Raw genomic sequence first — 20,381 nt, forward strand, 5'->3', positions numbered from 1 at the left:
GGTGTCCGCTCTCGCTCCACAAAATCTAACTCGATCCAGTCGCTACGACCGCTGAGGCGTGTGATTTCTGCCATAGACCAGCACAAAATCACCACGCCTCACTCTTCATCCTTAACTAAACACGACCGGATAACCGGGACGAAGACCTTTTTCGCCACACCTCCAGGAAATAACTTGCCACCGTAATTTATAACAGGATTTTTTATAGAATAAATGCCATCTCATACACGACATGTCCCCGATATCACGTCGAAGCGCCCTCCGCGCTGGCAGCGCAACGCTGTTTGTCGGCCTTTCCGGATGCTCGTTCTCCCAGACGGATAATTCGATGATAGCGCTCGAACTGCTCAATACGGATACGTCGCCGCATACTGTCGGTATCGAATTTTTACGGGTCGATGGTGGGGACGAAATGTCAACTCGTTATGAAGGAGAAATCGATGTCGACATGAAGGATGCTGAAGGTGCAGGTCTTGCTGTCCGTGAGGAACTTCTTCCGAGTGGACCATACCTCGTCCGTGCGAATATAGAGGGCGAACCAATCAGTGACCACTATCACCTCTATCCTCGATGTGACGGTCGAGCAGAATATCTACGGGTATCTATTCTGACCGAGGAAGATGCATCAGGGTTCGAATTCTACCACTCCTGTTCGTAGGGAGATAGAAATCATAGTCTCGGAGAGTGCCTCTGTAACGAACCAAGCAGTTCGGTTGCTACCAAGTCGAATAGGGGTATCATCAACCATTGCTCCGCGGACAACGAATCCGCGTTATCTTCACAAACAACGATGGTAGCATCCGCGAGCGAACGAAGTGAGCGAGCGGTTCCCCGCGCCGACCGAAGGGAGGCGCGGGACCGAGACCCGACCGTAGGGAGGGTCGACGTGTCTTTTTCATCGACGTTTTTGCCGGTCGCCGAGCGAAGCGAGGCGACCGTGCAAAAAGTTCGTCAGCCGAAGTTCTCGGCCTTCGCCTCGTCGGGGTCGCCGCCAGCGGCTTCGATGGCCGCTTCGGCGTCCGCGAGGAAGTCGGCGAAGCCGTAGATGAAGACCTGCTCGCCCTCGTCGGTGGTGAGGACGGCGGCGACGGCGTCGGTCAGGGGTTCGGATTCGGAGAGGACGAAGACGTCAGCACCGGTGGTGGCGAGAGTGGCGAGGCGGTCCTCGTGAAGCGGGTTATCGTCCCGATAGACGACGGCGGCTTCGTTGCCGTCGGCGAGGGCGCGTTCGGCGATGGCGACGGCGGGGCCGACGCCGGGGCCGCCCGCGAGGACGACGACGCGGTCTTCGCCCTCGTAGTAGTCGCCCCCGAAGGGGCCGGTGATGGTGACCGTATCGCCGGCCTCGATGTTGGGGAGGTACTCGCTGAAGGCGCCGCCCTCCTCGGGGTCGTAGGAGATGGTGAACTCGAAGGTCTCGTCGGTGTCGGGCGAGGAGACGGTGTAGAATCGGCCTTCGGTTTCGCCGTCGATTTCGGTCGAGAGCTTGACGAACTGTCCGGGTTCGGCCTCGAATCCTGCGGGGGTTTCGAGGTCGATGGCGACGGCGTCGGGTCCGACTTCGCGGACGGCGGCGACGGTCGTCTCGATGGGGTCCATACTCGAAAGGGGTCGTTCCGGAGGGAAGGCGTTTTCGAAGGCACGCAGGCCGTTTTATAAACCGGATACCCGTTTCGTACCGTTAATCGGCAACGCCGTCGTTCGGGGCGAGAAACCGGAAAATCACTCAACTGCGGCAATATTCAGAAGGCTTAACGTGCGTCGCGCAGAAGCCGAACGTAGTATGCCAGAGGACCTCAACTGGGCCGTCGGCGGGGAGGCCGGCGACGGGATCGACTCCACCGGGAAGATCTTCGCCCAGGCGCTCTCGCGTGCGGGGCGCCACGTCTTTACCTCGAAGGACTTCGCATCACGAATCCGTGGCGGCTATACCGCCTACAAGGTACGGACGTCGGTCGACCGCGTCGAGAGCGTCGTGGATAGACTCGACATCCTGATCGCGCTCACAGAACGGACCGTCGATGAGAACCTCGACGAACTCCACGAAGACTCCATCATCATCTACGACGGCGAGCGGACGATGATGAGCGACTTCGAAGCGCCCGGCGAGACGACGGGTCTCGACGTTCCGCTGAAGGCGCTGGCCGAGGACGCCGGCGGCGCCATCATGCGCAACATCGTTGCGCTCGGGGCTGCCTGTTCGGTTGCGGGCTTCGATATCGAATACCTCGACGAGTCGCTCGAAAAGCGCTTCGGCGACAAGGGCGAGGCAATCGTCCAGAACAACAAGGAGGCCGCCCGCCTCGGCGCCGAGTACGTTGAGGAGGAGTTCGACCTCACGACGCCCTACGACCTCGAAACCACGGACAACGACTACGTCCTGCTGAACGGCGACGAGGCCATCGGGATGGGCGCCATCGCCGGCGGCTGCCGGTTCTACGCCGGCTACCCAATCACGCCCGCGACGGACGTGATGGAGTACATGAAGGGCCGCGTCGAGAACTACGGCGGCGTCGTCGTGCAGGCCGAAGACGAACTCTCGGCGGTCAACATGGCTCTCGGTGCCGCCCGCGCGGGCGCACGGTCGATGACAGCGACGTCCGGCCCGGGTATCGACCTGATGTCCGAGACGTTCGGACTCGTGGCGACCTCCGAGACACCGCTCGTCATCTGTAACGTCATGCGCTCCGGTCCCTCGACCGGGATGCCGACCAAACAGGAGCAGGGCGACCTCAACGCCATGCTCTACGGTGGCCACGGCGAAGTCCCGCGGTTCGTGCTCGCGCCGACCACCATCTCGGAGTGTTTCCACAAGACCGTCGAAGCGTTCAACCTCGCCGAGAAGTACCAGCTTCCCGTCTACCTGACCGCGGACCTCGCGCTTGCGGTCACCGAACAGACCTTCGAGCCCGAGGAGTTCGACATGGACGAGGTCGAAATCGACCGCGGCAAGGTCGTCGACGAGGACACCATCGACGAGTGGACCAACGAGAAGGGCCAGTTCAAGCCGCACGCCATCACCGACGACGGCGTTTCGCCGCGTGCCTTCCCCGGCACGACCGACGGTGCCCACATGTCGACGGGCCTCGAACACGACGAACTCGGTCGCCGGACCGAGGACACCGGTATGCGCGTCGAACAGGTCGAAAAGCGCGACCGCAAGGTCGACACCGCCCGCGAGCGCGAGGACTTCGACTACCGCGAGTTCGGCGACGCCGATGCCGACACGCTCGTCATCTCGTGGGGCTCCAACGAGGGCGCGATGCGGGAGGCCATCGGCTTCCTCGAGGAGGACGACATCGACGTGCGCTTTATCTCGGTGCCGTACATCTTCCCGCGACCGGACCTCAGCGAGGATATCGAGGCCGCCGACGAGGTCATCGTCGTCGAGTGTAACGCGACGGGCCAGTTCGCTGACCTCATCGAACACGACGCCTTGACTCGCGTCAAGCGCATCAACAAGTACAACGGCGTCCGCTTCAACGCGGACGAACTCGCCGAGGACATCAAGGCTGAACTCGGCGAAACCGCGGAGGTAGAAGCATGAGCTCCGATATTCGATTCACCGACTTCAAGTCCGACAAGCAGCCCACCTGGTGTCCCGGGTGCGGTGACTTCGGCACGATGAACGGCATGATGAAAGCCCTCGCCGAAACCGGCAACGACCCCGACAACACGTTCGTGGTCGCCGGTATCGGCTGTTCCGGCAAGATCGGGACGTACATGCACAGCTACGCGCTGCACGGCGTCCACGGTCGCGCCCTCCCCGTGGGGACGGGCGTGAAGATGGCCAACCCCGACCTCGAAGTGATGGTCGCCGGCGGCGACGGCGACGGCTACTCCATCGGGGCCGGCCACTTCGTCCACGCCGTCCGCCGGAACGTCGACATGACCTACGTGGTCATGGACAACCGCATTTACGGCCTGACGAAGGGACAGTTCTCGCCGACCTCGCGTGAGGACTTCGAGACCTCGACGTCGCCGGACGGCACGAACCAGCAGCCGGTCAACCCGCTCGCGCTGGCGCTTGCGGCCGGCGGCACGTTCATCGCTCAGTCCTTCTCCTCGGACTCCCAGCGACACGCCGAAATCGTCCAGAAGGCCATCGAACACGATGGCTTCGGCTTCGTGAACGTCTACTCCCCCTGCGTGACGTTCAACGACGTCGACACCTACGACTACTTCCGCGACGCCATCGTCGACGTCGGCGACGAGGACTTCGACCACGACTCCTCCGACTACGACGCCGCGAAGGAACTCATCATGGACCGCGACAAGGAGTATCAGGGCGTCATCTATCAGGACGACAGCTCCGTCGGCTTCGAGGAACGCGAAGGCGTCACCGAGCCGATGACCGACATCCCCGACGGCGCGCCCGACGGCGCGATGGACCTCGTTCGCGAGTTCTACTGAAACCCGAACTTTTTGCACGGCGCGGCGAAGCCGCGCCGGCAAAAACTTCGATGAAAAAGACACGTCGACTCTCCCTACGGTCGAGTCTCGGTCCCGCGCTCGCTTCGCTCGCACGGTGAAACGTTCGCGCGCCTCCGGCGCGCTCACGTATGCTTCTCCCGTTTATTTATAACCGATAGCGCGGCCAGACAGCTCGTGACCTGACCAGCTATCGGCGGTAGGTCTGAGCCGTTGTGTGGAGCACCGCCGCCGAACGGGCGAGAGCCAGCCCGAATCCGTTCCGCCTGCTCGCTACTCGCCGCTTCCAGCGTCGCCGCTTTCCTCGATTCGGTCCTCGTACTTGGCGAGTGTCGTCTCCAGCGCCGCCTCGGCGTCGACATCGAGTTCAGAACAGAGCGCCAGCAGGGCGAACAGCGCGTCGCCGAGTTCGTCCTCGGGGACGTCGACCGCTTCGGGGTCGCTTCCGTAGTCGGTCGAGGTACAGACCTCCTTCGACACCTCGCCGAGTTCCGAGACCGTATCGAGGAGACGATACGCGGCCGGCGCCTGCAGGTCGTTGGCCTCGATGAACTCCGCGACGCGAATTTGAGCGTCCATAGAGGCCGGTGTATTGCCGAGGGTAAAAACTCGGCCGGACGCGGGGCGCTTTTGGCCCGGTGGACCGAACGTCTCGTATGGACGTACTCGGCGACGCCATCGGCCGTGACCGCCGCTCGTCGGCCCCCGCGCTTCGGGCCCCCGCGACCGGCCGAAGCTACGACTACCGACGGTTCTGTACGAACGCGTGGAAGGTCGGCAACTTCCTGCGCCACCACGGCGTCCGTGGCGACGCCGGCGTCGGCATCGCCGATGACCCGATTCCGGAGCCGGTGTTGACCTTCTACGGGGCGGCACTACTGGGCGCCGTCGTTCGATTCGCGCCAGCCGAAGACGCCAGCCCGCGTGCGCTCGTCGTTCCCGAATCCGAGGTCGACAGGTACGACCCCGAGCCGGGAACGAAGCTCATCGCCTACGGGAACCGACACGAGAACCCCTCGGTCGCCTACTTCGAGCGCGATATCTGGAGTGAGAACCCGACACAGCCGCCGGACCGCGTCACCCCGGAGGCCGCACTCCTCGCGACCGACGAGGGGACCTACACCCACGGGGAGATTCTCGCGGCCGCCGAAGGAGTCGTCGATGACGAGGGACTCGGAAGCGACGACGAGGTCGCCGTTCACGGGAGCTTTTCGGATCCCGGCGTCGTCGCTGCCGGACTGGTTGCCACTATCGTCGCAGGGGGAGCAATCGTTCTCGGCCCCGAGTCGACGGGCGACCTCGTGGTTGGAGGCCCGGACAGCGACGTGGCCACTGACACGTTGCTGGAAGGCTGACCGCGTGAGTGGTACCGCAAGCTATAAAGCTAAATCCCATCGGCGGCTACGAGCGGGCAATAGGTTCTGAGAGCCGTATCACGGATATCGACGAGAAGGAAGAGTGGCTGTCAAGTTTCGACTCGGAATCGCACCTCGATATCATCCGGCCCCATGACAGAGATTCCGTCATCTATCTCGGTTACCGTATACTGACTGTCCCTGAGTCGAGTTCGAAGCACCTCGAGTGCCCCTGTTCCCGGGAGGAGTACTTCGAACCAGGACAGCCCCCTCTCGCTGGCTGGCCCGGACCGGTGATTCCACGTGTTCGCACCGATGTGGTGGTGGTAGCCGCCAGCAGACACGAACACAGCGGCTGGCATTTCCGTTTGCACTTCGAATCCGACGACGTCCACGTGGAAGTCTCGAAACGCTTCCAGTGAGGACACTTCGAGATGAACATGCCCCACATCCGTTCCAACAGGTACGTCCGAATCGCCGGTGGCAGCAGCTTCCAACGGTTCGAGGTCGAGGGGATACGTTCCCATACGGACCTTCCCATTGGCGTCGATGGGCCACTCCTCGCGCGGGAAATCGCGGTAAATCTCGATGCCGTTTCCCTCCGGGTCGGTCAGGTACAGCGCCTCACTGACGTCGTGGTCTGACGCGCCGCCGAGTTGCCAGTGGTCCCGTACTCGGGCCAACGCATCACCCAACGCCTCACGCGAAGGGACCCTGAACGCGTTGTGAAAGAGCCCCGCAGCCGAGCTATGTCGTTCCGCGGTATTTTCAGCGCTCTCTAAGACGAGAAGCGGTTCGTCCGCCACGCCGAGAACGGAACTGGTCTCGGATCGACGCAGTACACCGAGCCCGACGACATCCCGGTAGAATCCGGTCATCTCGTCGAGGTCTTCGACACGAAGCGCAGTCCGTCCGATACGCGTTTCCTGTGGAAGTACGTCTGGGTCTGTTTGCGTGGTCATTTCGGTCACTGTAGAGTATCGCTGACGGACGTGTCTACGACGGTGGGAGTGACCCCGAGCACGGTCGAGTTTTGTAGTTCCATTTCATTAGCTAGTTTGCTTCCAAACCCATATATAACTCAGGCAATAAGTGTGTGACCAGGTAATGACGACCCAACCACCGGCGGCAGAATCCGGCGAAACCACCGAGGTCGAGCACTTAAATGCGGACGTCTGCAACGTGGTGGGCTCCCTCGAGAAGGTCGGTTCGAAGTGGAAGCTTATCGTCCTCAACGATCTGCGGGACGGCGAAACGCGGTTCAACGAACTCAAGCGCTCGACTGGCGCGAGTTCCTACACGCTCTCACGTGTGCTCGATGACTTGGAGGACGAAGGACTCATCGAGAACCGCAAGGAGTTCGAATCACCGGTCGCGAGCTACTACGCCCTGACCGAGAAAGGCGATGCGCTTTGCCCCGTCTTCGAGGCATTGGACGAGTGGGGCGAAGACTGGCTCGAATAGACGGTCGAGTCGTTCAGAAGCGGCGGGTAGTCGAGTACGACCTATCGTGAGTGCCGATTCATCGCTTAAGAAGCCCTAAGTCCTGTATCGAGGGGAGATGCCAGTCGTACGTAACTGCAACCAACCGCGTTAGGACGGTGACGACGGCACAGATTCCAGCAGCGGTACCGCCGGAGGCTCCCACGACCCCGGCTACGAAGTACGCACTCCCGCCTAAGACTGCACAACTCGCATAGAAATCCTCGAAGAGGATGAACGGGGCTCGGTCAAGGAGGATGTCGGCAAGCGCACCCCCACCGACTGCATTGATCGTCGCGATAGCGACGACGCCGAAGGCCGAAACGCCTGCTTCGGTGGCGACGATAGCACCCGTTGTCGTAAAGGCAGCGAGTCCGATAGCGTCGGCGACAAGCGAGATTGGATGCGTATCGGGTTCCGAGAGGACGACGCTCAAGGCGATCGCTAAGCCGACCCCGAAAAGTCCAAGACTGATTTCGACCGGTGACTGAAGTGCTAAGGGGACGCGTGTCACCAGCAGGTCGCGGGTTGCGCCGCCAGCAAACGCCATCGCCAGACCGACGATGGTGATACCGAGCAGGTCGAACTCCTCACGAATCGCCTTCGACGATCCGACGAGGGCGAACGCGATCAGGCCGATCGTGTTCATTACCGCGAATGGATCGCCGAACAATGCTGCGATGAGATCCTGCCCCATTACACCCGGATACGGGAACGAATCTATTGAGTGCTGTGTATCCGACCATCTTTTCCGTACACAGGATACCAGCCGTAGTGGGTCCCAGCAGACGGACTACCAGAATATCGAACCGATCTACCGCGAGCGGATCTTCAAACTACACATCTAAGTCCCGGCACCTGCTAGCCGCCGGTAATGGACTCGGGAAGCAGAATCGTAGCTGTCGATGACGTACCCGTCGATACGACGTATATATTCACTCTCGAGGAAACCGATTCCGGCGAAGAAAAGGAGGCAATCCTGCTTCGAGATGACGATTCCATCCACGGATGGCTGAACTACTGCCAGCACTACACCCACATCAAACTCGACAAGGGCTCGGGAGCGGAGATGCGCGACGGCGAGATCGTCTGTACGAACCACGCGGCGTATTTCGAACAGAGTACCGGCTTCTGTACGTTCGGCCCCTGCGAAGGCGCCTATCTCAATGAAGTCGACGTCTCGGTCAAGGACGGAGACGTATTCCTCACCGATGAGGACTTCGAGTTTGTGAGTCAAGGGCCGATTGAGGAAGACGAAATTGATTTGGAATCAAAATCGAACTACAAATTTTGACGCCGTGCAGCGTTCCTGATTTCGGCTCCACTACAGAAGAGTGAGGCTCTGTTGAAATCCCAGCAATTGTATAATATACTCTACTGACCCCACTGGCGACGTTCGCCTCGACAAGGGCAGCGGAGCCGAGTTCCGGAACGGGGAACTGGTTTGCACTCGCCACGGCGCGACGTTCCTGCCCGATTCGGGCGAGTGCACCTACGGCCCCTGCGAGGGCGCGACGCTCGAATAGGTCGACGTGGCCGTCGACGACGACAGGGTCTACCTCGCCGGGGAAGACCACGAGTTCGACCACCTCGGGGCGTATCGGCTTCAGCGGCAATTGACCCATCCAGTTTTCCCGTATCGCCGTATACGGTATCCCATGAAAACGTCGAGCGACGTGCTCTCGAGGCTCCGCCAGCCAGAATACACGGGCGAGAACCGATGTATCCCCTGTACGGTCACGAACGCCGTCATCGCTGCTGTGCTCGCCAGTGTGCTTGCACTCCTATCGCCGCCGCTCGCCGTCGTCTTCGTCGCCCTCGCCGCAGGGAGCATCTGGCTTCGGGGGTATCTCGTCCCCAAGACCCCTGAGCTCACGAAACGCTATTTCCCCGACTGGCTGCTGGCAAAGTTCGACAAGGCACCGGACCCGGTTCCGGAACCGCCGAGCGAGTTCGACCCCGAGGCCGTCCTGCTGGAGGCCGACGTGGTCGAACCCTGCGCCGAGGTCGACGACCTCTGTTTGACCACGGAGTTCGAGACGGCGTGGCGAAGGCGTATCGACGCCCTCGAAAACGAGGACGACCTCCGAACGGAACTGGCCGACCAGTTGGACCTCGACCCGGAGACGGTCACCTTCGACGCCTACGGTGATGCCTTCAGCGCCCACAGCGACGAAACGCAGGTCGGCCAGTGGGAGTCACGAGCAGCGCTGCTGGCCGATCTGGCGGCAGCAAAGGAACTACCGGACTGGATAGACTACTGGCCGAAGCTGTCATCGCGGAACCGAAGTCAGTTGCTCGGCGGGCTCCGCGTGTTCGTCACCGAGTGTCCGAGTTGTGGTGGCGCGGTGACCGCCGACACGGAAGTCGTCGAATCCTGCTGTCGGTCGACGACGGTCGTCGCGGTCGGGTGTGAGGGCTGTGGAGACCGCCTCCTCGAGGCTCCGCATCGGGAACCAGCCTGACGGTCTGCTGTCGGTTGGGACGACGCTTCAATAGCAGCGGTCCTCGATTCGCTCGTCGTAGAGCCGCTGGAGGAGTTTCGTCATCGGGCCGTCGCCGATATCGATGCCGTCCGCCGTCGCAATCGGTCTGAGTTCCCACGTCGAGTTGGTCAGGAAGGCCTCGTCGGCGTCCCGCAGGTCGTCGATGGTGTACTGGCCCGGGTCGACGGTGAAATCCTCTGCCTCGGCGAGTTCGATGACCGTCTCCCGCGTGATACCGGGAAGCAACGAGCCTTCGGCCGGCGTCCGCAGGATGCCGTCGTCGACGAAAAAGAGGTTGCTCGTCGCGCCCTCCGCGAGATAGCCGTCGGTATCGCGCATCAACGCCTCGTCGGGGTGGTAGCCCTCACGGGAGGCCCGACGGAGCTCCAATCGTGCGAGGATACCGTTGAGATAGTTGTGGGTCTTCGCGTCGGCCGGCAACACGGCATCCGGCGGCCGACGGCGCGTGACCGATTGCACGACCGCCGGGGCGTCCCAGACCCGCTCGCCCTCGACGCCACCGCGAGGGAGGGGCTTGACGTAGACGACGACCGTCGGGTCGACGTCCTCGTGGGGCGTCAGCTTCCCGGGCTGGACGCCGCGGCTGACCGAAACGCGGAGGTACGCGTCCTCGAGGTCGTTCGCTGCCAGCGTCTCGTCGATGCGGGACTCGATGTCGTCGGGGACGGCCTCGGGCATGCCGAGCGTCTCGCAGGTGGCTTCGAGGCGGTCGCGGTGGCGGTCCCACGCGAAGACGGTCCCGCCGTAGACGCGGCAGGTCTCGAAGGCCGCATCGCCGTAGCGGAACCCGCGGTCGTCGACGCTGACTGTCGCTGCTTCCCGGTCGACCAGTTCGCCGTTTACGTGGTACTGCATGTGGTACAGAAGGTCTCGACCATGCGCTCACCGACGTCGGTGAGGATGCTCTCGGGGTGGAACTGCACGCCCGCGTGTGGTTTCTCGCGGTGGCGAACGCCCATCAGGATGCTGCCTTCGGCGTCAGTTCGGGCCGTCTCGACGAGCGCCTCCGGCAGGCCATCCCGTTCGACGGCGAGCGAGTGATATCGGCCGACCTCGAACTGCTCGGGCAGGTCCGCAAAGACGCCGCAACCGTCGTGGGTCACCACGGAGGGCTTGCCGTGGACGACTTCCGGCGCGTGGCCGACTGCTGTCCCGTTGGCGGCACAGAGGGCCTGATGGCCGAGACAGACGCCGAGCGTGGGGTAGGCAAGCTCTTCGAAGACGGGCACGGACACGCCGGCTTCCGCGGGCGTTCCGGGCCCCGGTGAGACGACGATGCCGTCGGGGTCCATCTCGCGGATGCCGTCGACGTCGATGGCGTCGTTTCGCCGGACGACGACCTCCGCGTGTGTGCCGACGTACTGGACGAGGTTGTAGACGAACGAGTCGTAGTTGTCGACGACCAGCACGGTCGGTTCGTCGGTCATGGGTCGGCCACCTCCAGGCCGAGCGCCGTCTGCTCGTCGAGTGCCCGGTCGAGGGCGTTGACCAGCGCGCGGCCCTTGTCGAGGGTCTCCTCGTATTCGCGTTCGGGCTCGGAATCGTGGACGATACCGGCGCCGACCCGCAGGTCGTAGCGGTCGCCGTGGCGGACCAGCGTTCGGATGACGATGCTGAGTGTCGCCCGGTCGTCGAAGCCGAACGCACCGATTGCACCGGTGTAGGGGCCACGACGTGTGGTTTCGACCTCGTCGATTATCCCCATCGTCCGGGGTTTCGGCGCGCCCGTGATGGTGCCGCCCGGGAAGACCGCCGCGACGGCGTCGGCAATCGAGCAGTCCTCACGTCGGCGGCCCTCGACGAGGCTGACCAGATGCATCACCTCCGAGTAGCGGTCGACGCGTCGGTACTCCCGGACGTCGACGGTTCCGTACTCGCTTACCTTCCCGAGGTCGTTGCGTTCGAGGTCGACCAACATCGCGTGTTCGGCCCGCTCCTTGTCGTCCGACAGGAGGTCCGCCTCCATCGCTTCGTCTTCGTCGGGCGTGTGCCCGCGTGGGCGCGTGCCGGCTATCGGTTCGGTCGACAGGCGGTCCCCATCGACGTCGAGCAGGAGTTCGGGGCTCGCGCTGACCAGGTCGACACCGTCGAACTCGACGAGTGCCGAATAGGGCGCGGGATTGACCCGCCGGAGTGCAGCGTAGGCCTCAACGGGGTGGACCGCCGCCGGTGCCGAGAGCCGCTGGGAGACGTTGGCCTGAAAGGTATCGCCGTCCCGGATGTACTCTTTGACGCGTCGGACCCGGTCGGCGAACTCCTCGCGGGAACAGCCGGCATCGAAGGTCGCGCGTTCGGTTTCGACGGGTGCACGACCGACCGAGCGGTCGCCGGCGACCGCACGAGCGACGAGTTCGCGGGCGTGACCGACCGCCCAGTCGTAGGCCGCATCCGGGGACTCGTATTCGTCGAGTCGGGGACAGGCAGTCACCCGGAGCGTCGCCTCGCTCGTCCACGGCTCCTCCCACGCGGCGACCCGGTCGTATTTCGCGACCTGAAGCCGTGGCAGACCGCGGTCGTCGACCGTTCCGTCCGGAAGGTCCTCCAGTTCGCGAGCGATGTCGTAGGAGAGCCAGCCGAAGACGCCGCACGGGTACGGAACGTCACAGTCGCCGCGTTCGAGCGTCTCGCTGTCGAGGAGGGCGTCGAGCGTCGCCAGCGACGGTGACCCGTCGCCGAGGGACGCCGCATCGGGGCCGACGGTCGCGCGCTCGATGGGGTCGGTCGCGAAGTAACCCCATCCTTCCTGTCCCCCCGTGGTTTCGAGAAACACGTCGCCGCCGTCTCCGTGTCGGGCCCGGCGGTAGGCCTCGAATGGGTCGGCGACCCGGACCCGGAGTTCGACCGGCAGGCGTGCGTCGGCAGGCGCCGACGCGGCCGCCACACGGAACGCGTTCCGGTCGGTAACGACTCGCATTACACAGCGAAAAGCGGCGAAGGAGTAACCGTTTTGCGGTCTATGTCTCGGTCGCGCGGTCCTGCCAGCGCCCGATGCGCTTTTCGGAGAGGTCCGTCTCCGCGGCCAGTTCCTCGGCATCGGCATCGAGGAGGTCCTGTACGGTCTCGATACCAGCCTCATCGAGCCGCTTGGCGTAGGCCGGGCCGATACCGCTGACGTTCTCGACGGGCTCGGAGCCGCCTTCGGCCTCGTCCGGGACTGGACCGGCGGCCTCGGCAGATTCGGCGGCCGGCGTGTCGGTCCCGCTGTGGTCGCTCACATCGGTTCCGGCCTCCGCGGGTTCGGCGGCCGACTCCTCGTCTTCGGGCGGTTCCTCGGTCATCGAACCGGTCGAGGCGGTCGCGTCGGTCCCGGCCGCCGCGGCGTCGTCCGTGTCGGGGTCGTGTTCGACGGTAACGTCGGTCGACTCCTCAGAGTCGGAGTCATCGAGACCCAGAACCGTTCGAAGGAGTTTGACGATTGGCATATCTGAAATATTAATCGGCGGTTACTTAAACCCCGACCACTGGCGCAAACGCCGCGAACCCGGTCACAGCGACGCTCTAAGGGCGTTGTTCATCGGGTCAACGGGCGCATCGCGCCCGGTCCACAACTCGAACGCTTCGACCCCCTGATAGAGCAGCATCCACCCACCGTCGATGGCCGTCGCACCGACGTCGTCGGCGTCCCGGAGCAATCGCGTCTCCAGCGGCTTATAAACGGCATCCAGCACCGCGAGGTCGGCGTGGAGCGCCTCGCGGGGGACCGGCGTCTCGTCGGATTCCATGCCGACGCTCGTCGCGTTGACCAGCAGGTCGGCGTCCGAAAGGAGTCCCGCGAGATCGTCCAGTCCGTGGGCGCTGGCGCCCGGAACGTCCTCGGCGAGACCTTCGGCCCGTGAGACGGTTCGATTGGCGATGTGGACGTCCACCCCTTCGTCGGCGAGGGCGAAGGACGCCGCCCGACCGGCGCCGCCAGCCCCGACGACGACCGCGGTGCCGGAAAGCGAGACGTCGTGGTGTTCGAACGCGCGCGTGACCCCCGCAGCGTCGGTGTTGTGGCCGGTCGGTTCGCCATCGAAATCGATGGTGTTGACCGCGCCGATGCGCTCGGCGAGCGGGTCCGGTTCGACCAGCGGCAGCACGTCCTCCTTGAACGGAATCGTGACGTTCAGGCCGCTCACGCCGAGGGCACTGGCGCCGTCGAGCGCGATACCGAGCGCGTCCGGCGACGGTTCGAAGGTGACATAGCGAGCATCGAGACCCAGTTCCTCGTACGCCGCCTCGTGCATCGGCGGCGACACCGAATGCCCGACGGGATTGCCGATGAGGCCGTAAACCTGCATGATAGAGGGCGACTCCGGCCACCGGCAAAAGGGTTCCCGAACGCGAGATAAATCATATGCTGAGATAGCAAATGCGAGATTCGTGGCTGCCCCAAGCCACAGGAATCCACCTGAAACGGGGCGTTCGTCGAACCGGGCCGCTTTAGCGGCCGGTACGAGGAGATGGCGTATGCTCGCAATCGTCGTCTCACGGGCCGACGAGGCCTCCGAACACATCGGCGAACACCTGCTGGAGCTGGCCGAGTGGACCGAACACGAAGACGACACTCGTTCGGACGAGAACGGCGGCGGCAGATACTACCGCACCGACGGCGCAGAGCTGCGAACCTTCGAGGACTTACACCTCTGCCTCGACGGCGTGGCGGCCGCCTTCGACAGCCCCGACATGCTCGTCTTCGCCTCGCGACATTCGGGTGATACCGACGCCCTCCTGACGGCCCACGCGACCGGGAACTTCGGCCCCGCCGAATACGGCGGCTACGCCGGGTCCCTGGCCCGTGCCGCACCGAACGCGCTTTCGACCGTCCGGAGGGCCTTCGAGGAACACGCACCCGAGGGGTACGACGCAGGTATCGAGTGTACCCACCACGGCCCGAGCAGCGTCGGCTGTCCCTCGCTGTTCGTCGAGTTGGGTAGCGGCGAGGAACAGTGGGAAGACGCCGAAGGGGCAGCAGCCGTCGCGCGCGCGATACTGGATCTCCGAGGCGTCGACTCATCGACCGACCGAGCAGTCGTCGGCTTCGGCGGCAACCACTACGCGCCCCGCTTCGACCGCGTGCTGACCGAGACCGACTGGGGCGTCGGCCACATCGCCGCCGACTGGGCCCTCGAGGAGATGGGCGAGCCCCACGAAGCCCGGGCGGTCGTCGCCAAGGCGTTTCAGGCCAGCGGCGCCGACCACGCGCTGGTCGACGGCGAGTATCCCGAACTCGAAGGCGTCATCGAGGAGTTGGGCTTCGAAGTCGTCTCCGAGACGTGGCTTCGGGAGACGACGGGCGTTCCGTTGGACCTCGTCGCACAACTGGAGCGGGACCTGACGCCGGTCGACGACGGCCTCCGGTTCGGCGGTCCCGCCGAAGGATACGGTGGCGGCTTCTACGTCGACGACCTGCCGACAGAACTGCTCGACGAGGCCAACGGCATCGACCGAGAGGCCGTCTTCGATGTCCTCTCCACCCACGCCCTCGCCTACGAGACGGAGGAGGGTGCCTCTCTGGTTTCGGGACCGGTCGCATTACCCGAGGCGGCGACCTACCGGGACCTCATCGGGGAGTTGGCCGCCGTTCTCGAATCGAAGTACGACACCGTCAGCGTCGCGGACGATGCGGTCGTCGCCCGACGCGAGGCCTTCGACCCTGAACTCGCACGCGAGGCCGGCGTCGAGGAGGGGCCAGCGTTCGGACGACTCTCCACGGGCGAACCGGTCGAAACGGGCAGCGAGACGGTCACGCCCGACGACGTTCGTCGCGCGCGCGAGCAGCGGTTCCCGTTCTGAACGGGACATATTTTATATCGTGCCTAATGGTTTATCGGCCACTCACCCTATCGGCCCCTGAAACGGCCGCAAATCGTATGACGGGTGTCAGACGTGGGGGAAAGATACTTTAAGCGCGTGCGCGACACCGCCATTCATAGATGGACTCGATTATCGAGGACGCTATCGACGAAGCTGAAGAGGATGGGGACAGCGAGGAGCCAGCGTCCGCGGCGAACGGCAACGCCACCGACGGTGGAGCGACCGACCAGGAGGTAAAAGGGTCGGGGACGATGACCGACGACGAACTCGCCGAGGTCGTCAAGGACCTCGAGACGAAGATCACCGTCGTCGGCTGCGGCGGTGCCGGCGGCAACACCGTCACCCGGATGGCCGAGGCCGGCATCCACGGGGCGAAACTCGTCGCCGCCAACACCGACGCCCAGCACCTCGCGACGGAGGTCGAGGCCGACGAGAAGATCCTCATCGGCCGCCAGCGAACCGGCGGCCGCGGCGCCGGCTCCGTCCCGAAAATAGGCGAGGAGGCCGCTCAGGAGAACATCGACGACATCAACCAGTCCATCGACGACTCCGATATGGTCTTCGTCACCGCCGGCCTCGGCGGCGGCACCGGCACCGGTTCGGCACCCGTCGTCGCACAGGCCGCACAGGACGCCGGCGCGCTGACCATCGCCATCGTCACGATTCCCTTCACCGCCGAGGGCGAGCGCCGTCGCGCCAACGCCGACGCCGGCCTCGAACGCCTCCGTGCCGTCGCCGACACCGTCATCGTCATCCCGAACGACCGCCTGCTGGATTACGCCCCGAACATGCCCCTGCAGGACGCCTTCAAGATCTGTGACCGTGTCCTGATGCGGTCGGTCAAGGGCATGACCGAACTCATCACCAAGCCCGGTCTCGTCAACGTCGACTTCGCCGACGTGAAGACCATCATGGAGAACGGCGGTGTCGCCATGATCGGCCTCGGCGAGTCCGACTCGGAGAACAAGGCCCAGGATTCGATTCGGTCGGCGCTGCGCTCGCCGCTGCTCGACGTCGAGTTCGACGGCGCCAACTCGGCGCTGGTCAACGTCGTCGGTGGCCCCGACATGTCCATCGAGGAAGCCGAGGGCGTCGTCGAGGAGATCTACGACCGCATCGACCCCGACGCCCGCATCATCTGGGGCGCCTCGGTCAATCCCGAGTTCGACGGCAAGATGGAGACGATGATCGTCGTCACCGGCGTCGAGAGCCCCCAGATATACGGCAAGAGCGAGGCCGAGCAGGAACGCGCCGTCCAGGACGGCGGCGACGACATCGACTACGTCGAGTAACCGGCCCCGTACGCCGTTCGGTGCGTGACCGTCCTCATCGGCGTCGCCGTTCACGGACATGAAGGCGGCGCCCAGCCGAGTCCAGTTTGCGTCTCTTCTCGGAACCGTCGAACGCTGACGTTAGCGGCCAGTTCGCGGCCATATAGACAGTCCCGACTAACCAACAGGTAGAAAACCCCGGAGACGATACTGTCGGATATGGATACGCCGACCGACCTCACGTCCTACATTCGCGTGCTCAAACTCGCGAGTACGCCGTCGTGGGACGAGTTCTCGAAGGTCTCGCTGGTCGCCGGACTCGGCATCGTCCTCGTGGGCCTCATCGGGTTCGTCATCTTCGCGATCATGACGTTCGTCCCGGGGGGTCCGTGATGGCGATTTTCGCCGTCAAGACCACCGCGAGTCAGGAACAGACCGTCGCGGACATGATCATTAGCCGCGAGGAAGACGAGATACACGCCGCGCTGGCGCCGGACTCGCTGACCAGTTACGTCATGGTCGAAGCCGACGACACGGCGTCCATCGAGCGTGCGCTCGAGGACATCCCCCACGCGCGGAACCTCGTTCCCGGCAAGTCGTCGATGGCCGAAGTCGAGCACTTCCTCAGCCCCAAACCCGACGTCGAGGGCATCGCGGAAGGCGACATCGTCGAACTCATCGCCGGGCCGTTCAAGGGCGAGAAAGCACAGGTCCAGCGCATCGACGAGGGCAAAGACCAAGTCACAGTCGAACTCTACGAGGCGACGGTCCCGATTCCGGTCACCGTCCGTGGCGACCAGATTCGGGTGCTGGATTCCGAAGAACGGTAAGAACACCGAGCGGGCTGTTTTTCGTCTCGCTACACGACCAGCGGCGCGTTCAGGCGCTGGCGTCGCCGCCGAGTCGCTGGACGACCGCTTCGACGTCCGCCTCGGATTCGATTTCCTTTAGCACCCGCTCGCGGACGCGAATGTCGTCGGTGTCGGCGTCGTAGTTCCGGAGGTACTCCGCCCGGGAGTGCTCCGAGAAGACGTGGCGGATGGCGAAATAGCCGTCCGGAATCACGGTTCCACAGATCTGGCACTGGTGTCGATCGTGGGTCTCCGCCTGATGGACGAGTAGCTCCTCGACGTCCCCCGTCTCGTAGTCACACCCCGCGATCGCACATTCCCACATACGCGGTCCCTCGTCACCCGTTGTTAAAAAGGCTCCCGCTAATACGGACCGTCGTAACGGGTCATCGACGACCGCCGGCCGCGACAGCGCGATAGTCGGTGCCGGAGACGGCCTGTCTGAATCGGAACGGCTAACGCCCTCCGGTCGAACACGGCGATATGGACGAGTTCCGCGTGGACTTCCACGTGAAGGTACTCGACGAGACCGTCGCCCAGCGGGCCAAAGACCGGGGGCTCGACGCGCTCGTGTACGCGCCGCATTTCACCCGCCTCCCCGACATCCGCGCTCGCGCCGAGCGCTTCTCCGACGACGAGTTGCTCGTCGTCCCCGCCCGCGAAGTCTTCACCGGAGACTGGCGGAACCGCAAACACGTGCTGGCGGTCGGCCTCGAGGACCCCATTCCGGACTTCATCTCGCTGGAGGGTGCGATGGCCGAGTTCGAGCGGCAGGACGCCGCCGTCCTCGCGCCCCATCCCGACTTCGCGACCGTCAGCCTCGAAGCCCACGACCTGCGTGCCCACGGCGACCGCATCGACGCCATCGAAGTCTACAATCCCAAGCACTGGGCCCACCACAACGAACGCGCACGGGAACTGGCACGGGAGTTCGACAAGCCCGTCTTCGGCTCCTCGTATGCCCACCTCCCGAAGACCGTCGGCGAGGTCTGGACGGCCTTCGAGGAGCCCTTCGAGACCGAAGCCGAACTGGTCGCGGCGCTCAAAACCGGCGCCGACCGCCGCGTCTACCACCGCGACGGCCTCGGCCACCGCGCCCGGTGTCTGGCCGAGTTCGGCCATCTCTTCTACGAGAACACCTGGGAGAAGGTCGACCGCCTCTTCCTCTCGGGCACCGAGCCCACCCACCCCGACCACATCGCCTACGACGGGCGGTTCGACGGGGTTAGTGTCTACTGAACCCACTTTTTGCACGCTCCGCCGGTCTGGCGCGCTACGGCGCCAGACCCGGCTCCGCGGCAAAAACGTGGGGAAAATATGCGCGAGAGCCTCCAGCCGCGTCCCTTCGGGCCGCGTTAGTCGGCTCTCGCTACCGGACTGCGGGCGCCTCCGGCGCCCTTGTCCGGCGAACCGCCTCGGGGGCGACCTGCGTGGCGGCGAAGCCGCCACGTTATAAGGTCGCGGCTACGCCGCGACCCAACCGGACGCCCCGCTCGGCGGATGCTTATTACAGAAGTCTCGGCTCGCTTAGACCGGCAGCATCGCCGCATACTGGCTCAGGTCGACGTACTGCGGCAGGACGTGGACGATAGCCGCCGCGATGGCGAGTTCGACGATAGTCACGACGATGGTGACGACGTTGGCGTATTTGCTGGAGGTAGTGACACCCGAGGGGAAGCCGTACTCGCTGCTCGAAAGCGGGTAGAACACCGCGATACCCCGGCGACTGCCGAGGTAGTCCAGCACGTAGTGGGTGAGGATGCCGACCCAGACGAACTGGAGGTTCTCGAAGACGAACGGGAAGGCGGCGAAGACGACGATGACCGGGAGGTTGTGTAGGGTCTTCCGATGCTTGCCGAAGGCCGTGTCCACGTCGGGAAACAGCGCCCCGAGTGTCACCGGGATGGTGACCGCAACGACGGCCTGCAGGGTATCCATAGTGCCCGACGGCTCGATGATTATTCCGAGCCCGATACCGAGTAGAATCGCGTTGAGTACGTGACCCTCTTTGTCCATCGACGGAGAAATCGCGTGGGGGCCTCAAAAGCCTGTTCGCCGCCGCGCCGCCGACGTGGGGCTATTCGCCGCGGGGGTCCGTTCGCTCGACCGCTTCGAGGAGGTCTTCGAGGGCCTGCTCGGCGATTTTCCGCTTGATTTCCGTCCGCGAACCGTCGAAGACGTAGCGTTCGACCGCACACCACGAATCGCCGGTCCCCCAGTCGGCGGCGTGCGCGACGCCGATGTAGACCGTGCCGACCGGCTTCTCGTCGGTCCCGCCCGTCGGCCCGGCGATGCCCGTCGTCGCGACGCCCCACGCCACCCCGGCGCCGTCGCGGATTCTGCGTGCCATCTGCCGGGCGACCGGCTCGCTGACCGCGCCCACGTCGTCGAGAACCTCGCGCGAGACGCCCAGTTCTTCGAGTTTGGCGTCGTAGGTGTAGGTCACCATCGAGCGGTCGAAGTAGTCGCTGGACCCCGGTACATCGGTGATAAGGGACCCGATGAGGCCGCCGGTGCAAGATTCGGCCGCCGCCACGTATTCGCCGCGGTCGGCGAGCGCCTCGCCGACCCGTTCCTCGATTGCCATGTCCGGAGGGAGGGCCGGCCGGCCCTTCAAGTCGACGGGGGCCGAGAAGCGACCGTCCCCACGGAAAAGCGACAAACCGACGTAACCGGCCACGCAAGCGG

24 protein-coding genes and 1 pseudogene are annotated in these 20,381 nt (G+C 64.2%); 12 read left to right on the plus strand and 13 right to left on the minus strand.

Translation table 11 applies throughout. The features are described 5' to 3' along the window. Nucleotides 1–74: pseudogene (locus U5914_RS12165) on the minus strand (IS6 family transposase); the annotation flags it as partial. A 158-nt stretch (nt 75–232) separates the two neighbouring features. On the opposite strand from U5914_RS12165, the gene U5914_RS12170 reads away from it, so the two are divergent. Next, entirely contained in the window at nt 233–658 is a 426-nt protein-coding gene (locus tag U5914_RS12170) for a hypothetical protein (RefSeq protein ID WP_336136039.1), read from the plus strand. Between the two features lie 293 nt (nt 659–951). Here U5914_RS12170 and U5914_RS12175 read toward each other — a convergent pair whose 3' ends face one another. Beyond that, nucleotides 952–1,599, minus strand: a complete 648-nt coding sequence (locus U5914_RS12175) for an FAD-dependent oxidoreductase (protein ID WP_336136040.1) — start codon at nt 1,597–1,599, stop codon at nt 952–954. Between the two features lie 184 nt (nt 1,600–1,783). Here U5914_RS12175 and U5914_RS12180 point away from each other — a divergent pair, with 184 nt between their 5' ends. After that, entirely contained in the window at nt 1,784–3,547 is a 1,764-nt protein-coding gene (locus U5914_RS12180) for a 2-oxoacid:acceptor oxidoreductase subunit alpha (protein ID WP_336136041.1), read from the plus strand. Next, nucleotides 3,544–4,413 carry a 2-oxoacid:ferredoxin oxidoreductase subunit beta gene (locus U5914_RS12185; protein WP_336136042.1) on the plus strand — a complete coding sequence of 290 codons (870 nt, stop codon included), beginning with the start codon at nt 3,544–3,546 and terminating at the stop codon, nt 4,411–4,413. Before U5914_RS12180 ends, U5914_RS12185 begins: the two co-directional genes overlap by 4 nt. A gap of 291 nt (nt 4,414–4,704) precedes the next feature. Here U5914_RS12185 and U5914_RS12190 read toward each other — a convergent pair whose 3' ends face one another. Next, entirely contained in the window at nt 4,705–5,010 is a 306-nt protein-coding gene (locus tag U5914_RS12190; protein WP_336136043.1) for a MazG nucleotide pyrophosphohydrolase domain-containing protein, read from the minus strand. Between the two features lie 77 nt (nt 5,011–5,087). Between U5914_RS12190 and U5914_RS12195 the strand changes: the two genes are divergently transcribed. Beyond that, on the plus strand, nt 5,088–5,786 hold the full coding sequence (locus U5914_RS12195) for a hypothetical protein (RefSeq protein WP_336136044.1): 699 nt from the start codon (nt 5,088–5,090) through the stop codon (nt 5,784–5,786). Nucleotides 5,787–5,896: 110 nt separating this feature from the next. Here U5914_RS12195 and U5914_RS12200 read toward each other — a convergent pair whose 3' ends face one another. Further along, nucleotides 5,897–6,748, minus strand: a complete 852-nt coding sequence (locus U5914_RS12200) for a VOC family protein (protein WP_336136217.1) — start codon at nt 6,746–6,748, stop codon at nt 5,897–5,899. A gap of 145 nt (nt 6,749–6,893) precedes the next feature. On the opposite strand from U5914_RS12200, the gene U5914_RS12205 reads away from it, so the two are divergent. After that, complete coding sequence (locus U5914_RS12205) at nt 6,894–7,250, plus strand: winged helix-turn-helix transcriptional regulator (protein WP_336136045.1); 357 nt, start codon at nt 6,894–6,896, stop codon at nt 7,248–7,250. Between the two features lie 58 nt (nt 7,251–7,308). On the opposite strand, the gene U5914_RS12210 is transcribed toward U5914_RS12205, so the two are convergent. Next, the gene (locus U5914_RS12210) at nt 7,309–7,965 is read right to left on the minus strand and encodes a trimeric intracellular cation channel family protein (protein ID WP_336136046.1); all 657 of its coding nucleotides are present in this window, start codon (nt 7,963–7,965) and stop codon (nt 7,309–7,311) included. 177 nt (nt 7,966–8,142) lie between these two features. Here U5914_RS12210 and U5914_RS12215 point away from each other — a divergent pair, with 177 nt between their 5' ends. Continuing rightward, nucleotides 8,143–8,562, plus strand: a complete 420-nt coding sequence (locus U5914_RS12215; RefSeq protein ID WP_336136047.1) for a Rieske (2Fe-2S) protein — start codon at nt 8,143–8,145, stop codon at nt 8,560–8,562. 364 nt (nt 8,563–8,926) lie between these two features. Next, on the plus strand, nt 8,927–9,733 hold the full coding sequence (locus U5914_RS12225) for a DUF8054 domain-containing protein (RefSeq protein WP_336136048.1): 807 nt from the start codon (nt 8,927–8,929) through the stop codon (nt 9,731–9,733). Between the two features lie 27 nt (nt 9,734–9,760). On the opposite strand, the gene U5914_RS12230 is transcribed toward U5914_RS12225, so the two are convergent. The 5 genes from U5914_RS12230 to U5914_RS12250 form a co-directional block, all read right to left on the minus strand. Then, a complete protein-coding gene (locus U5914_RS12230; protein WP_336136049.1) occupies nt 9,761–10,630 on the minus strand; it encodes an aminotransferase class IV in 870 nt (289 codons plus the stop codon). After that, the gene (locus U5914_RS12235; RefSeq protein ID WP_336136050.1) at nt 10,615–11,202 is read right to left on the minus strand and encodes an anthranilate synthase component II; all 588 of its coding nucleotides are present in this window, start codon (nt 11,200–11,202) and stop codon (nt 10,615–10,617) included. The genes U5914_RS12230 and U5914_RS12235 overlap by 16 nt, the downstream gene beginning before the upstream one ends. Beyond that, nucleotides 11,199–12,689, minus strand: a complete 1,491-nt coding sequence (gene pabB, locus U5914_RS12240; RefSeq protein WP_336136051.1) for an aminodeoxychorismate synthase, component I — start codon at nt 12,687–12,689, stop codon at nt 11,199–11,201. The genes U5914_RS12235 and pabB overlap by 4 nt, the downstream gene beginning before the upstream one ends. A 40-nt stretch (nt 12,690–12,729) precedes the next feature. Beyond that, nucleotides 12,730–13,197 (minus strand): helix-hairpin-helix domain-containing protein, encoded by a 468-nt coding sequence (locus U5914_RS12245; RefSeq protein ID WP_336136052.1) that lies wholly within the window; start codon nt 13,195–13,197, stop codon nt 12,730–12,732. 63 nt (nt 13,198–13,260) lie between these two features. Beyond that, nucleotides 13,261–14,055 carry a shikimate dehydrogenase gene (locus U5914_RS12250; protein WP_336136053.1) on the minus strand — a complete coding sequence of 265 codons (795 nt, stop codon included), beginning with the start codon at nt 14,053–14,055 and terminating at the stop codon, nt 13,261–13,263. Between the two features lie 169 nt (nt 14,056–14,224). On the opposite strand from U5914_RS12250, the gene U5914_RS12255 reads away from it, so the two are divergent. The 4 genes from U5914_RS12255 to U5914_RS12270 all read left to right on the plus strand — a co-directional run bounded on the left by U5914_RS12255 (nt 14,225) and on the right by U5914_RS12270 (nt 17,672). After that, a complete protein-coding gene (locus tag U5914_RS12255; protein ID WP_336136054.1) occupies nt 14,225–15,550 on the plus strand; it encodes a D-aminoacyl-tRNA deacylase in 1,326 nt (441 codons plus the stop codon). Between the two features lie 140 nt (nt 15,551–15,690). Beyond that, the gene (ftsZ, locus tag U5914_RS12260) at nt 15,691–16,863 is read left to right on the plus strand and encodes a cell division protein FtsZ (RefSeq protein WP_336136055.1); all 1,173 of its coding nucleotides are present in this window, start codon (nt 15,691–15,693) and stop codon (nt 16,861–16,863) included. A 198-nt stretch (nt 16,864–17,061) separates the two neighbouring features. Next, on the plus strand, nt 17,062–17,235 hold the full coding sequence (locus U5914_RS12265; RefSeq protein WP_336136056.1) for a protein translocase SEC61 complex subunit gamma: 174 nt from the start codon (nt 17,062–17,064) through the stop codon (nt 17,233–17,235). Continuing rightward, entirely contained in the window at nt 17,235–17,672 is a 438-nt protein-coding gene (locus U5914_RS12270; protein ID WP_336136057.1) for a transcription elongation factor Spt5, read from the plus strand. The genes U5914_RS12265 and U5914_RS12270 overlap by 1 nt, the downstream gene beginning before the upstream one ends. Nucleotides 17,673–17,721: 49 nt before the next feature. On the opposite strand, the gene U5914_RS12275 is transcribed toward U5914_RS12270, so the two are convergent. Beyond that, nucleotides 17,722–18,018 (minus strand): DUF7565 family protein, encoded by a 297-nt coding sequence (locus U5914_RS12275; protein WP_336136058.1) that lies wholly within the window; start codon nt 18,016–18,018, stop codon nt 17,722–17,724. Nucleotides 18,019–18,176: 158 nt separating this feature from the next. Here U5914_RS12275 and U5914_RS12280 point away from each other — a divergent pair, with 158 nt between their 5' ends. After that, nucleotides 18,177–18,932, plus strand: a complete 756-nt coding sequence (locus tag U5914_RS12280; RefSeq protein ID WP_336136059.1) for a PHP-associated domain-containing protein — start codon at nt 18,177–18,179, stop codon at nt 18,930–18,932. Between the two features lie 288 nt (nt 18,933–19,220). On the opposite strand, the gene U5914_RS12285 is transcribed toward U5914_RS12280, so the two are convergent. Further along, nucleotides 19,221–19,709: a metal-dependent hydrolase gene (locus U5914_RS12285; RefSeq protein WP_336136060.1), complete on the minus strand. Its 489-nt coding sequence runs from the start codon at nt 19,707–19,709 to the stop codon at nt 19,221–19,223. Nucleotides 19,710–19,770: 61 nt separating this feature from the next. Continuing rightward, the gene (locus tag U5914_RS12290; RefSeq protein ID WP_336136061.1) at nt 19,771–20,280 is read right to left on the minus strand and encodes a CinA family protein; all 510 of its coding nucleotides are present in this window, start codon (nt 20,278–20,280) and stop codon (nt 19,771–19,773) included. Nucleotides 20,281–20,381: the final 101 nt, after the last annotated feature.

Origin of the sequence: Natronomonas amylolytica, from assembly GCF_037031205.1 — an archaeon.
Taxonomy (GTDB): domain Archaea; phylum Halobacteriota; class Halobacteria; order Halobacteriales; family Haloarculaceae; genus Natronomonas; species Natronomonas amylolytica.